Source organism: uncultured Paenibacillus sp. (assembly GCF_963515335.1).
Classification (GTDB): domain Bacteria; phylum Bacillota; class Bacilli; order Paenibacillales; family Paenibacillaceae; genus Paenibacillus_I.
On record NZ_CAUPYC010000008.1, the window covers coordinates 57,884 to 70,755 of the forward strand.

Consider the following 12,872-nt stretch of genomic DNA (forward strand, 5'->3'; position numbering starts at 1 on the left):
GGGGGAATGCGTTGTGCTGAAAGTACCGGCCCGGAGTAGTTTAGTCGTGTCGTGTCAGGCGCTCGCTCATGAGCCGCTGCACGGATCGGCGCACATGGCGGCGATGGCCCGTGCTGCACGCGAAGGCGGCGCCGGCGGAATTCGCGCCAACAGCCCAACCGATATCCGGGCGATTCGCGAGGCTGTCGAGCTGCCGATCATCGGCCTGTGGAAGCGGGATTACAAAGGATTTGAGATGTATATTACCCCGACTGTGGAGGACGCGGTCGCGGTGCATGCGGCCGGCGCGGACATCGTTGCTATTGATGCCACCGGCCGTCCACGGCCGGACGGCCTCACCCTGGAGCGCGCAATCGCCGAGCTCAAGCAGCGCGGAATCGCCGTGATGGCCGATATCTCGACTTACGGGGAAGGATTGCTTGCGGCGGAATACGGAGCAGATTACGTGTCGACGACGCTGGCGGGTTACACCCCCTACAGCGAGGGCGATAGCCCGTTGCCGCGTTTGGATCTGTTGAAGCGATTGGCAGACAGCCTGACCGTTCCGGTCATTGCCGAAGGCGGCATTTCGACCCCGCAGCAAGCCGGGCTAGCGCTGGCCGCAGGGGCGCATTTCGTCGTCGTCGGCTCTGCGATCACACGGCCGCAATGGATCACCGCCCGGTATGCCGCGGCGATGGCGAGCGTCGCCTTGAACGGGGGGTCACGGGCATGACCGCAGCGGGAGAAGGAGCGAACGCGCAAGGAGCGGATGGAATGTATGTAGGGATTGACGTCGGGGGAAGCGCCATTAAGGGCGGTCTCGTAACCCGGCGGGGGGAGTTGATCCTGGAGGATGCCAGACGTACGCCTGTGGAAGCGGGCCGCGCCGGTATTGTCGAGGCTATAGCCGACCTGGCCGTCACGCTGATTGACAGCTCCCGGAGCCCGGTGATCGGCGTAGGGATCGGATCGGCCGGCGCGATCGATCCGGACACGGGCAGCGTGAGCCGGGCGACGGACAATCTGCCCGGCTGGACCGGCACGCCTCTGGCGGAATTGCTTGCCGAGCGAACGGGCCTGCCCGTCAAGGTGGACAACGACGTACACGCCGCGGCGTTGGGCGAGGCATGGACAGGCGCCGCGAAGACATATGATTCCTTCGTGTTCGTAGCGCTAGGAACCGGCGTCGGCGGCGCGCTGACAAGCCGCGGCCGAATCATCCATGGCTTCCGCGGCACAGCCGGTGAGATCGGGCACATGCTCATCAAGCCCGACGGGCTTCTCTGCAATTGCGGCCAGCGCGGCTGCTGGGAGCAGTATACGTCCGGCACGGCGCTGAACCGGATGGCGAAAGAGATTGAAGGTTTTTGGGACAGTCATCTGCTGTTTAAGCGTTTTGCGGAAGGGGATTCGCGGGCGGTGGAAGCCGTCGACAGCTTTGTGAAGGATTTGGCAACGGGGTTGGTTTCGCTGCAGAATGTGTTTGGGCCCGAGGCCATCATAATTGGCGGGGGGCTGGCACAGTCCTCGATCCTGTGGTGGGAGAGTCTGGAGCATCGATTGAAAGAGATGACGACACTGCCGGTCACGATTATTGCGGCCAAGTTGGGCAACCGGGCAGGGGTTATTGGGGCGGCTCGGCTGGCGAAGGGAATATAGGCGAAGATCGGGGTCCGGAAACATTTCGTGAATGGTCAAAGGGTGGGGGTTGTTAGTTAACGGACCCTGAACTTCTTTTCAAATCGTTTTCCAATGAAGAATAAATCGATTAATGTCCATATTCCGTAAAAACCGAGCGTCAATGTCATTATTGCGGCTTGCCAATAATCGCGCATATAGTATCTATGGCCGCCGATTAAACCGGTTAAAAACCAAAGAACGTACATTACAGCCTTGCTTTTGCCGTCTATATATGTAGTATCGGTATTGGTGGCACTTAGTTTTGTGGCGCAAGACCGTGGTCATCCAAAAGATTCTGCAAACCTTTTGACGAATGCCCCTTACCTCTCCAATCAATTTCGTTCATGGTACAATACCATCTTTTTGACTTTGGGAAAATCAGATAGTTTTGCAAAAATCCGCGGTCAAACGAAGCGTTATGCGCAACAAAGAAATCGGCAATGTCCATCATTGAATGGATGCGATTAGTATCAATTTTATGACCTTTTACCATTTTGTCAGTGATTCCATGAACCTTCTGCGCGGATTTCCCAATCTTTTTGCTGGGTTCGTTGTAACCCGTATAGTTGTCTAATAGACCTATAATCTTTCCTGATTCTTGCTCAAAAACAAATAGAATCAAGCTTAACTCTACGATTTCCTCAGTGTTTGAGCTTAATCCTGTTGTTTCCACATCAAAAAATCCACCTACTCCGTAAGCGGATTTATCCTTTATTAATTCGTTCAATTGAGGATCCATATCTCTATCACCTGACATATCTCCCTCGGTAGGAGGATTTGCTGGAAGTTTCTAGCTGAAATCGCGCAAAAAATCAGCCGGGGTGTAGACTGTGAAATGCTGTTTGATTTCCGTTGTGTGAAAATCCATATCCCCGCTGATTAGAATGTCAGGCTGTGATAGGATAGCTGAAATAAGAATCGGGATATCTTTATGATCACGAATGTAGGGCACGGCAAAAGAAGACTTTTGTTCCGGGGTATAGATGAGTTGATAATCGAGAGATGTTACGATGTTGAATCAATTAGAATTCGGAACATATTTGTGCTTGCGCTCATTCTACATTTCCTCCCGGACTTGTTCCAGTTCATCCAGCAGGTCTTGTTCCGTAATTCCTTTGTCCCGGGCTTCTTGCCGAATTTCGTTGCAAAATGCCTCCAAGGCCAGCATGCCGCGATCATCTTTGGTCAATATGATTTTGTTCGATTTAATAATCGACATACGCAATCACCTCGTTCAGTAGCGTGTTATGATTGCCATTATACCATAAACCAACAATACGCAGTATCCTGCAAAATCCGGTTTATGAACCGGTGGTATGTTGGGCGCCACCCTTCGATATGAACGAATTTATCCGAGCCGTTGTGGCGGCGGCCGATTTGACGAAGGCCAAGAAACGTAGCAGGAAACAGGCTCATGTGAAGGCGCGAAGGACAGTAAGGTGTTATTGAGTGAGTATCGACCAAGCAAGCTGTTGCCTGCCATAGCAGGGGACAGCTTGCTTTTTTTCATCTCGACTGCTGCAAGCGAAACGGATAAAATCGAATAAGAAAACGATTCCACTATCTGCTGAAAGGAACGTGACGATATGCCATTAATTGACATGCCGCTTGAGCAGCTATATGAGTACCGGGGGAGAAACCCTCGTCCTTCGGACTTTGACGAGTATTGGGATCGGGCGATTGCGGAGATGCGTGCGGTGGATCCTCAGGTTGAACTCGTACCTGGTTCGTTTCAGACTCCGCAAGCCGAATGCTTCGACCTTTACTTTACCGGTGTGCGCGGCGCGCGCATCCATGCCAAATATATACGTCCCAAATTCATAACGGAGCCGCATCCCGCGGTGCTTCTGTTTCATGGTTACACCGGTCATGCCGGCGATTGGGCCGACAAGCTGGCTTACGCTTCGCTGGGCTTCTCCGTGCTCGCCATGGACTGCCGCGGACAAGGCGGCTCCTCCGAGGATACGGGCGGCGTGAAGGGAACTACCCATCACGGTCATATTATCCGCGGTCTTGACGATCACCCGGACAACCTGCTGTTCCGGCATATCTTCCTGGACACGGCGCAGCTCGCCGGTATAGCGCTGGAGTTGCCGGAGGTCGACCCGGAACGGGTCTATGCTGCCGGAGCCTCGCAAGGAGGGGCTTTGACCATCGCCTGTGCGGCGCTGGAGCCGCGCATCCGCAAGCTGGCGCCCGTGTATCCGTTCCTGTGTGATTATAAACGGACATGGGAGATGGATTTGGCCAAGGATGCTTACCAGGAGCTGAAGACTTACTTTCGGCATTTCGATCCGCGGCATGAGCGGGAAGACGAGATTTTTACCAAGCTCGGCTATATCGATCTTCAGTTTCTGGCGGACCGGATTCGCGGCGAGGTGCTGATGTCGGTGGGGCTGATGGATACGATCTGTCCGCCGTCCACCCAGTTTGCCGCCTACAACCGAATGACGGCACCGAAACGGCTGCTGGTTTACCCGGATTTCGGCCATGAATGGCTGCCCGATGCGGTAGACCAGACCATTCAATTTTTCCTGGATTGATGGAGATGGGTTGCTGCAGCCGATAGAGACAGGCACCCCGGCTGGCAATGCGGGGTTCAGACGGATGACGAAGGTTCCGGCAAGCGCTTTTTACATGAGAGCGGACCGGCTGCATGAGTGGAAGCGTAAACGGGGCCTGCCGCATGTGGTGATCGGTTCATTGGCTGCAGGAGGAGTGGATGGATGTTGAGGTATACCTTGCAATATATTCCGCTTAGCAAGATCAAACCCGGAATTTCCGTCCAGATTACCAAGCGCATTATGGAACTTCGCAAAGCGGCACAGGATTGCATGCATGTGCTGGTCGTTCGCAAAAGCAGGAAACAAGGCGGTTACCTTATCGTAAGCGGTGTGAACAATTACGAATATATCAGGAAGCATACCAAAAAAAAGACCGTCCCTTGTCTGGTGGACGAAAGCAAAGCCGCTTCAAGCTTTGCCGCGTTTATGAGCAGCTTTCGCAAACGAAAGCTGCCCTATGACGTCCCGTGGATCAAAAAGGATCGCGTGGCACCTGGCAGCTGGTCCATTATCCGAACCTTTATGAAACAGGAGCCCCGCTTCCGGCAGTTGACACGCAATCAGCAAATCAAAGTGCTGCGGCTGGGGCTGCAGTACAAGAAAACGACGATTTCGTCAATGAAAGCGAAGGTTGATGTATGGGTTAAAAAGTAATCAGGGGCTCGGCGCGGCTCCGACATTGCGGGTGGGATTCTTCCCGCTGGTTCATATCGTATAAAAAGCAGTTGCAATGCGGAATTGTTTCTTCCCCTCCGCCGCCATACAATGCGATTGAAAGCGTTGCTATTCGCTAACTTATTCATGCGGCAGGAGGGGAACGGATTGAAAAAGGCATCGTACATAGCGGACAAGACGTTTCGGATCGGCGAGGTGGATAAAAGGCTGTTCAGTTCCTTCATCGAGCATCTTGGGAGGAACGTGTACGGCGGACTGTATGAACCCCGGCATCCGGATTCGGACGAGCAAGGCTTCCGCAAGGATGTGATGGCGCTCATCAAAGAGCTCGGCATCCCGATGATCCGCTATCCCGGAGGCAATTTCGTGTCGGGCTACGACGTGTCGTTCCGAAGTCTCTCCCGCTAGGCAGCTGCGATGGGGTTCTGATCCCCAAAAGCTCATGGAATATGCTCCGGTTCGCGTGCGAATAGCAGGTTTGCATACGCAAAGAAGGGACTCCCGGTTTATAGCGGGAGTCCAATCCGATAATTGTACATTTTGAACACATCCCGGTTGTGACGGCTGGCCTCCCCAATATCGGTTTCGTCTGCAGCGCTTTTATCCTGCTATGGATTGTCCTGATCGCCGTGCTGCATCCGTTTCTATGGCTGCTGTTCTCGACGATTAAACCGGAGACGGAGCTCGTGCAGTACCCGCCGAAATTTTTTCCGCAGGAGCTCACTTTCGAGAATTACATTCAGGTGTGGGAGAGCATTCCGCTACTTGCCCTCGTCAAGAATACGGTCATTTTCTCGCTGGGCGTGGCGGCCGCTTCCATCCTTTTCGATTCGATGGCGGCTTACGCTTTCGCGCGGATTCGGTTCAGAGGCAGCCGGTGGATGTTTACGGCGATCCTGATCACGATGATGATTCCGTTCCAGGTCATCATGATCCCGCTGTTCGTGGAAGTGTATAAGCTGGGCCTGCTCGATACGTTCTGAGGACTCATTATCCCGCGCGCGGGCAGCGCCTTCGGCATCTTCATGATGCGGTCGTTTTTCATCTCGCTGCCGAGAGAACTCGAAGAGTCGGGGCGGGTAGACGGCTTCAACGAATTCATGATCTATTGGCGCATCATGCTCCCGCTTTGTGTACCGGCGCTGATTACGCTCGGCATTTTTCACTTCATGGGCAATTGGAACGATCTGCTCTATCCGCTCATGCTGACGAGCTCGACGGAGATGCGGACACTCCCTGCGGGACTCGCCATGTTCGTCGGGGATAACACGATCGAATACGGACCGACGCTGGCCGCCGCCGCCATCTCGTTCCTGCCGCTGCTGATTCTCTTTCTTTTTGCGCAAAAATATTTCGTCCAGGGCGTCGCGACCTCCGGCCTGAAAGGATAACGGGAGCGCGCTTGCCTGCGAATGCCATCTTTCACGATAGGGAGGGAAACAAAGCGGTGTCCAAACAAGCATCGATGGTTCTTGATACGTCATACAAGGCAGGGCGGGTCGATAAACGATTGTTCGGTTCTTTTGTCGAGCATATGGGACGGGTCACCTACGGCGGGATTTATGATCCCGGCCATCCGGCGGCCGATTCGAGGGGCTTCCGGAAGGACGTCATCGAGCTGGTCAAGGAGCTCCAAATGACGATTATCCGCTACCCCGGCGGCAACTTCGTGTCCGGCTATAATTGGGAAGACGGCGTTGGGCCCAAGGAGGGAAGGCCGAAACGGCTCGAGCTGGCCTGGTGGGCGACGGAGTCGAATGAAGTGGGCACCAACGAATTCATGGAATGGTCCAAAGCGACGGGCACGGATGTCATCATGTCGGTGAACCTGGGTACCCGCGGCATCGATCCCGCCCGGAACCTGGTCGAGTACTGCAACCATCCGTCGGGGACGTATTGGAGCGACTTGCGGAGAAGCCACGGCTTCGAGGCTCCGCACGCGATCCGAACGTGGTGTCTCGGCAACGAAATGGACGGCGAGTGGCAGATCGGTACGAAGACGGCGCAAGAATACGGGAGAATTGCCGTGGAAGCCGCGAAAGTGATGAAATGGACGGACCCTTCCATCGAGCTGGTAGCTTGCGGAAGCTCCCTCGATACGATGCCGACGTTCCCGCAGTGGGAGGCGACGGTGCTCGACCATGCCTATGAGCACATCGACTATATGGGGCTGCACCAATACTACTTCAACCGTGATTGCGATCCGGCGAACTATCTGGCGAAATCGGTTGGATTTGACGGCTATATCCGGTCGGCCATCGCTGCGCTGGATTACATGAAAGCGAAGAAACGAAGCAAGAAAACGATGTTCATCTCGATGGACGAATGGAACTGCGTCAACGATCTCACGATCCGTCCGATCGAATATGACAGATGGTCGGTCGCCCCGGCGCGCAACGAGACGATCTATACGATGGAAGACGCGCTGCTGTTCGGGAGCATGATGATTACGCTGCTGCGTCATGCGGACCGGATCAAGATCGCCTGCCAGTCGCTGCTGGTCAATCTCAGCGCCTGTATCATGGCGGAGGCGAACGGGCCGGCTTGGCGGCAGACGACGTATTATCCGTTTCTGCATGCCTCGCTGTACGGCAGAGGCGTCGTGCTCCAGACGGTTGTGGTCAGTCCGAAATACGATTGCAGGGATTACACGGATGTTCCGCTGCTGGATACGGTCGCCGTTTGGGACGAAGCGGACGAGACATGCGCCATTTTCGCCGCAAACAAGGATCAGCGGGAAGAGCTTCGCCTTCAGTGCGACATCCGTTCGCTGGAAGGCTACGGGGTAATCGAACATATCGTGATGCAGCACCAAGCTTATAACGCCGTTAATGGTCCGGACCGGCAGGACAACGTCGTGCCGCACGCCGGCGGCGTGTCGGCCGTCGAAGAGGGACGGCTCACGGCAGTGCTTCCGGCTTTCTCCTGGAATGTGATCCGCCTCGGCAAGAAACGCGCTTGAGCGGAAAGACAACCGAAGGGAGGTTGGCTGCGGCTTATCGTCGGTGACAGTAAGTACGGGCTGTATACCTTTCTGCCCGGAGGGTTTCACAAAGGAATTTATGACGCCTACTTTGCTGCTGTATAATCTTACATGGGCATATACCTATGACAAGGAGCGGTTCAATGACGTTAGTAGCAATGAGAAAACAGGAATTCGATACCTTGGATGACGAAAGTCTCGGGTGGGCATGCATGGAACCGACCTTGCTTCAAATTCACGGAAAAGATATATCGGTGAAAACGCAGGCTATCGCTCGGCTTACCGAAGGGCAAAAGGCTTTATGCATGTTCAGGGTCCTGTACGATCATGCCAAAGGCTCGGTGAGCGAGTATTACCAATGGATATCCTACTTGCTGGATAGACCCGATTATTGGTCCGGGGTGACGGGCGGTCTGCGTTTCTTCGACGATATGGCCATGCTCGGTTTGCTTGAGGAGACAACGGAGGTTCTTGCGGCAAGGAACCGCAGGCTGGGCGTGCAATGGGGCGACGCGACGTTCAAAGACCTGGAGCGTGACCGCGAACTCCTGAACGCTGCAAGTGTTTTGTTTGAACGGTTCTTGGACATCGCTCCAAACAGTCTGAAACGGATCAGTACATATATTCGATCCAACCCGCGGCAATTTGTAACGATAGAAGACGGAGATTAGGAATTGTTTCTCTCTCACCACAGCTTGAATTTGTATCGTTTAAACGATAAAATATTGATACATCATTCGGAGGTTGGAGGTGAGTAAAATGCCGACGATTAGACCAAGCTCGGATTTGCGTAACAAATACAATGAAATTTCCGAATTTTGCCATAAGTATTCCGAACCTGTATATATCACTAAAAACGGTCAGGGCGACTTAGCGGTGATGAGCATAGAGACCTTTGAAAAACTTGTTGGAAAATATGAGCTTTATAAGTTGCTTGATGAAGGCATGGAGGAAATGAAATTAAATAAAACCAGGCCTTTCCGTGATGCCTTAAATGACATTCAAAAGGGGCTTTCAGAGTGACAAGCTACAATATAGTGGTAACTGAGCTTGCTGAACATGATTTACGCGGCATTGCCGACTATATTGCAAAGGAACTCAGAGAGCCGTCGACAGCCATGCAGGTTGTAGCTGCTATCGGCGAGGCTATCATGGGATTAGAGCAGTTCCCCCTCCGGAATGGTTTGGTACGGGATGAGAGGTTGGCTGCACAGGGCATACGAATGCTGATCGTCAATAACTACATTATTTTTTATGCGGTTTCCGAACACGCCAAGACGGTGACGATCGTTAGAATTCTTTATGCCAAACGGGAATGGATCAATGGGTTGTGACCTTTATAAACCATCCTCCCCAAAGCCTTGCCGGCTGAGAGAGGATGGTTTTTTGCAGCGATTTAAGGCAGTGAAACGCCTCGCGAGCTGACATAAAGGGAGTACCATTCGTCCCGGCTCAAAGACACATGAACCGCATCGCCGCAAGCGGTTATTCGTTCCGGGTTTGTCGTGCCGATGACGGGCTGGATCGATGCCGGGTGCTTCATGAGCCATGCGAGGACGATGGCTTCGGTCGACGTGTCTTTGGCCTCGGCCAACTGTTGCACGAGCGCGGCGGTTTTATGTACAGTCTCGTTTTGTTGGCCGGCTGCCTTTCCTGAATAGATGCCCTGCGCGAGGGTGCCCCAGGCCTGCAGCTGGATGTTCTCCATCTGACAGAATTCGAGTGTGCCTTCCGGGAAAATATCGTTGCGCGCCGCCGTTTGATTGACATGCACGCCGGTTTCGAGCCAGCCGATTTTGTGCAGGCTCATCTCCAGCTGGTTGGCGACCAGAGGCATTTCGCATCGGCTTTGCAGCAGGCGGATTTGTCCCGCGCTCATATTGGATACCCCGAAATGCCGAACCTTGCCGGAAGCCTTAAGCTGCCCAAAGGCCTCGGCCACCTCATCGGCATCCATAAGCGCATCCGGCCGGTGAAGCAGCAGCACATCCAGATAATCGGTGGACAAACGGCGCAGAATGCCTTCCGCACTGTTGACGATATGGGAAGCGGAGAAGTCATAACGGGCCGGCGTGCCATTGTCTTCGGGAAACCGGATGCCGCATTTGGATTGCAGAAGGATATTCTCCCGCAGTCCCGGCTTACGGGCAAACTGGTCGAGAAATTCAATGAGACGCATCCCGATATCGTGGTGGAAACGCAGAGCCTCCCGGCTAATGCCGACGTGGTCCATGATGATTTTGTGACGAAATTGGCATCCGGCGACACCAGTGTAGACGTGATGGCGATCGATATTATTTGGCCGGCGGAGTTCGGAGCGGCGAACTGGCTTGAGCCGTTGGATTCGTACTTCAGCCAACAAGAGCTGGATGCCTTGCTGCCGGGGGCTGTTAAAGGGGGTACATATAAAGATCAATTGATTTCGGTTCCATGGTTCTCGCACGGCGGCGTCCTTTACTACCGCAAGGACATTTTGGAGAAGGCCGGCAAGCAGCCTCCGAAAACGTTCGATGAGTTGTTAGCGCTTTCCAAAGAGCTGGGCGGCAAGGATGGTACGGAGTTCGGGTTCGTTTTCCAGGCGAACCAGTACGAGGGACTGGTAACCAACTGGCTGGAATACATCTGGGGCAACGGCGGTAACGTGCTGGATCAGGACGGCAAAGTAGTCGTCAATTCGGCCAACAATATCGAAGCGACCCAATACATGATGGATCTGGTTTCGACGGTTGCGCCTAAGGGCGTTATGACCTATACGGAGCCGGAAAGCATGCAGGTATTCCTGGAAGGGAAATCCGTGTTCCATCGCGGCTGGCCGAACGTCTGGGTTGAATCGCAGAAGGAAGGCTCCAAGGTCAAGGGTAAGGTCGGCATTATTCCGATGCCTGTAGGGCCTCAAGGCACCGAACCGGCGGCTACGCTCGGCGGCTTGAATCTCGCGATCAACAAAAACATCGACGCGAAGCAGAAGGAAGCGGCAGTGGAGTTCCTGAGATTCATGATTAGTCCTGAGGCGCAGAAAATCGGTGTCGTCGACGGCGGTATGCCTCCCGTGTTGAAAGCTTCTTACGAGGATCCGGAGATTCTGGCTGCGGCTCCGTATATGAAAGAGATCTACAACGCGCTCATCACGGCGAAACCGCGCCCGGTGTCGCCGAATTATCCGAAAATCTCGGACGCCATTCAGCGTAACATCCATAAAGCGTTAACGGGCGTCAGCACCGCTGAGGATGCGCTTAACACTTTGCAGAAGGAGATTGAAGAAATCGAGAAGTAAGCCATAAAGCGGATCGGCTGCCTCCCGGCCAGCCGATAAAGCGAGGCGGGGGGCGGTCCATTCGTATGAAAGGGGGATGCCGCTGTGAGGGTACATAAAACGAAATTTATCAAGGAAGCCCGTCTTGGGTGGTTGATGACCGGCCCTTCCTTAATCGTAATCGGAGCGATCGCCGTCTATCCGATTCTATATACGATGTGGCTCAGTCTGCATGCTTTCAATCTGAAAGAACCGGCTGCCGGCAAGCCTTTTGTGGGATTGGCCAACTATTGGGCTTTTTTTACGGATCCCCAGGCGCTGGGCGGGTTATGGAATACGGTCATTTTTACCGCGGTCACCGTCGCCCTGGAATTTCTGCTCGGACCTGGTCAAGCTGGGATTCATGGACGGGTATAAGGCTTGGCTGGGCGATCCGGCAACGGCGCTGATGTCCTTGATCATCACGGACGTATGGAAAACAACGCCGTTTATGGCACTGCTGATTCTGGCCGGTCTGCAGATGATTCCGGCTAATCTCTATGAGGCGGCGAAGGTTGACGGAGCCGGCCTGTGGAGCAGGTTCCGGCATGTGACGCTGCCCATGCTGCGCTCATCGATTCTGGTCGCATTGCTGTTCCGGACACTGGACGCGTTCCGCGTATTCGATATTGTCATTGTCATGACCGGGGGCGGACCGGGGAACTCGACGGAATCCATTTCCGTGTATGCCTACAAAGTCATGATGCGTTATCTGGATTTCGGCTACGGCTCCGCGCTGTCCGTCATTATTTTCGTCATTGTGTTTCTGATCAGTCTGCTGTATATGAAAATTCTCGGCTCGCAATGGGGTGCGGAAGAAGGGGGGGCGCGAAAAAGTTGGAGAAAAATGTAGGCTCGCGCGGACTGCCAAGCCCGCTGCGACGAGCGCTGTTTTACGTCATGGTCGCATTATTTGTGCTCGCTGTCGTCTTCCCGTTCGTCTGGCAGTTCCTCACATCGCTCAAGCCGCCGGGGCAGATTAACAAGATGCCTCCCGACTGGATACCGGAAAGGATGTACTTCGATTATTATGTGAACGTCTTCGTGCAGCATCCGTTTCTGACTTATTTGAAAAACAGCCTGGTCGTCGCCTCTTCGACCACTTTATTTTCCCTGGTGATCGGCTCGTTCGCGGCTTATGCGCTCGTTCGGCTGCATTTTCCTGGTAAACGCTTCATTCTGGCGATGGTGCTCGCGATCTCCATGTTTCCGCCGATCGCAACCTTAAGCCCTTTGTTTCTGTTTCTGAAGCAAATGAGTCTGCTGAATACCTATATGGGTCTCATTCTGCCTTACACCACATTTGCGCTGCCCTTGACGATCTGGATTTTGGCTTCCTTCATTAACGATATCCCGAAGGATATGGAGGAGGCGGCCATCGTCGACGGATGCAACCGGTTCATGGCGTTCTGCAAAGTCATTCTTCCGCTGGCCGCGCCGGGCATGTTTACAACGGCCATTCTTGTCTTCATCTCGGCATGGAATGAATTTTTGTACGCGCTGGCGTTCATGTCGACGGATGCGCAGCGCACCGTTCCGGTCGGCATTTCCATGTTTGCCGGCACCTATGAGCTGCCTTGGGGAGATATCGCGGCCGCGTCGGTAGTCGTCACCGTGCCGCTGATCGTGCTGGTCCTCATTTTCCAAAGACGGATTATTGCAGGTTTGACCGCTGGCGGCGTAAAAGGCTGATCCC

At 54.0% G+C, this 12,872-nt stretch carries 18 protein-coding genes and 1 pseudogene; 15 read left to right on the top strand and 4 right to left on the bottom strand.

Annotated features, from left to right (window positions below; all coding sequences use genetic code 11):
• Positions 1–13 precede the first annotated feature (13 nt).
• Together RWM61_RS04950 and RWM61_RS04955 are read left to right on the top strand one after the other, a co-directional pair.
• Positions 14–715 carry an N-acetylmannosamine-6-phosphate 2-epimerase gene (locus RWM61_RS04950; RefSeq protein WP_313998045.1) on the top strand — a complete coding sequence of 234 codons (702 nt, stop codon included), beginning with the start codon at positions 14–16 and terminating at the stop codon, positions 713–715.
• Positions 712–1,641, top strand: coding sequence for an ROK family protein (locus tag RWM61_RS04955; protein WP_313998047.1), 930 nt, complete (start codon positions 712–714; stop codon positions 1,639–1,641). Before RWM61_RS04950 ends, RWM61_RS04955 begins: the two co-directional genes overlap by 4 nt.
• 56 nt (positions 1,642–1,697) lie before the next feature.
• Here the strand turns inward: RWM61_RS04955 and RWM61_RS20220 are convergent, their stop codons facing one another.
• The 3 genes from RWM61_RS20220 to RWM61_RS04965 form a co-directional block, all read right to left on the bottom strand.
• Entirely contained in the window at positions 1,698–1,892 is a 195-nt protein-coding gene (locus tag RWM61_RS20220) for a TM2 domain-containing protein (RefSeq protein WP_399537935.1), read from the bottom strand.
• 26 nt (positions 1,893–1,918) lie between these two features.
• Positions 1,919–2,401: an exonuclease domain-containing protein gene (locus RWM61_RS04960; RefSeq protein ID WP_313998049.1), complete on the bottom strand. Its 483-nt coding sequence runs from the start codon at positions 2,399–2,401 to the stop codon at positions 1,919–1,921.
• Between the two features lie 318 nt (positions 2,402–2,719).
• Positions 2,720–2,881, bottom strand: coding sequence for a hypothetical protein (locus tag RWM61_RS04965; RefSeq protein WP_313998052.1), 162 nt, complete (start codon positions 2,879–2,881; stop codon positions 2,720–2,722).
• 367 nt (positions 2,882–3,248) lie between these two features.
• Here RWM61_RS04965 and RWM61_RS04970 point away from each other — a divergent pair, with 367 nt between their 5' ends.
• From RWM61_RS04970 to RWM61_RS05010, 9 genes and pseudogenes are all read left to right on the top strand, one after another.
• Complete coding sequence (locus RWM61_RS04970; protein ID WP_313998054.1) at positions 3,249–4,205, top strand: alpha/beta fold hydrolase; 957 nt, start codon at positions 3,249–3,251, stop codon at positions 4,203–4,205.
• Between the two features lie 183 nt (positions 4,206–4,388).
• On the top strand, positions 4,389–4,880 hold the full coding sequence (locus RWM61_RS04975) for a hypothetical protein (protein ID WP_313998056.1): 492 nt from the start codon (positions 4,389–4,391) through the stop codon (positions 4,878–4,880).
• Between the two features lie 168 nt (positions 4,881–5,048).
• Positions 5,049–5,282, top strand: a pseudogene (locus RWM61_RS04980) (alpha-N-arabinofuranosidase); the annotation flags it as partial.
• Between the two features lie 176 nt (positions 5,283–5,458).
• A complete protein-coding gene (locus RWM61_RS04985) occupies positions 5,459–5,884 on the top strand; it encodes a hypothetical protein (protein ID WP_313998059.1) in 426 nt (141 codons plus the stop codon).
• Positions 5,885–5,920: 36 nt separating this feature from the next.
• The gene (locus RWM61_RS04990; RefSeq protein WP_313998115.1) at positions 5,921–6,292 is read left to right on the top strand and encodes a carbohydrate ABC transporter permease; all 372 of its coding nucleotides are present in this window, start codon (positions 5,921–5,923) and stop codon (positions 6,290–6,292) included.
• A gap of 74 nt (positions 6,293–6,366) precedes the next feature.
• On the top strand, positions 6,367–7,863 hold the full coding sequence (locus RWM61_RS04995; protein ID WP_313998117.1) for an alpha-N-arabinofuranosidase: 1,497 nt from the start codon (positions 6,367–6,369) through the stop codon (positions 7,861–7,863).
• 326 nt (positions 7,864–8,189) lie between these two features.
• The gene (locus RWM61_RS05000; RefSeq protein WP_313998061.1) at positions 8,190–8,555 is read left to right on the top strand and encodes a hypothetical protein; all 366 of its coding nucleotides are present in this window, start codon (positions 8,190–8,192) and stop codon (positions 8,553–8,555) included.
• An 88-nt stretch (positions 8,556–8,643) separates the two neighbouring features.
• Entirely contained in the window at positions 8,644–8,907 is a 264-nt protein-coding gene (locus RWM61_RS05005) for a type II toxin-antitoxin system Phd/YefM family antitoxin (protein ID WP_313998063.1), read from the top strand.
• Complete coding sequence (locus RWM61_RS05010; RefSeq protein WP_313998066.1) at positions 8,904–9,218, top strand: type II toxin-antitoxin system RelE/ParE family toxin; 315 nt, start codon at positions 8,904–8,906, stop codon at positions 9,216–9,218. Before RWM61_RS05005 ends, RWM61_RS05010 begins: the two co-directional genes overlap by 4 nt.
• 62 nt (positions 9,219–9,280) lie before the next feature.
• On the opposite strand, the gene RWM61_RS05015 is transcribed toward RWM61_RS05010, so the two are convergent.
• Positions 9,281–10,063, bottom strand: coding sequence for an aldo/keto reductase (locus tag RWM61_RS05015; RefSeq protein WP_313998067.1), 783 nt, complete (start codon positions 10,061–10,063; stop codon positions 9,281–9,283).
• A gap of 12 nt (positions 10,064–10,075) precedes the next feature.
• Between RWM61_RS05015 and RWM61_RS05020 the strand changes: the two genes are divergently transcribed.
• From RWM61_RS05020 to RWM61_RS05035, 4 genes are all read left to right on the top strand, one after another.
• A complete protein-coding gene (locus RWM61_RS05020) occupies positions 10,076–11,158 on the top strand; it encodes an ABC transporter substrate-binding protein (protein ID WP_313998118.1) in 1,083 nt (360 codons plus the stop codon).
• 84 nt (positions 11,159–11,242) lie between these two features.
• Positions 11,243–11,554 carry a hypothetical protein gene (locus RWM61_RS05025; protein WP_313998068.1) on the top strand — a complete coding sequence of 104 codons (312 nt, stop codon included), beginning with the start codon at positions 11,243–11,245 and terminating at the stop codon, positions 11,552–11,554.
• On the top strand, positions 11,541–12,029 hold the full coding sequence (locus RWM61_RS05030; protein ID WP_313998070.1) for a sugar ABC transporter permease: 489 nt from the start codon (positions 11,541–11,543) through the stop codon (positions 12,027–12,029). The genes RWM61_RS05025 and RWM61_RS05030 overlap by 14 nt, the downstream gene beginning before the upstream one ends.
• Before the next feature lie 47 nt (positions 12,030–12,076).
• Positions 12,077–12,868: a carbohydrate ABC transporter permease gene (locus tag RWM61_RS05035; protein ID WP_313998120.1), complete on the top strand. Its 792-nt coding sequence runs from the start codon at positions 12,077–12,079 to the stop codon at positions 12,866–12,868.
• Positions 12,869–12,872: the final 4 nt, after the last annotated feature.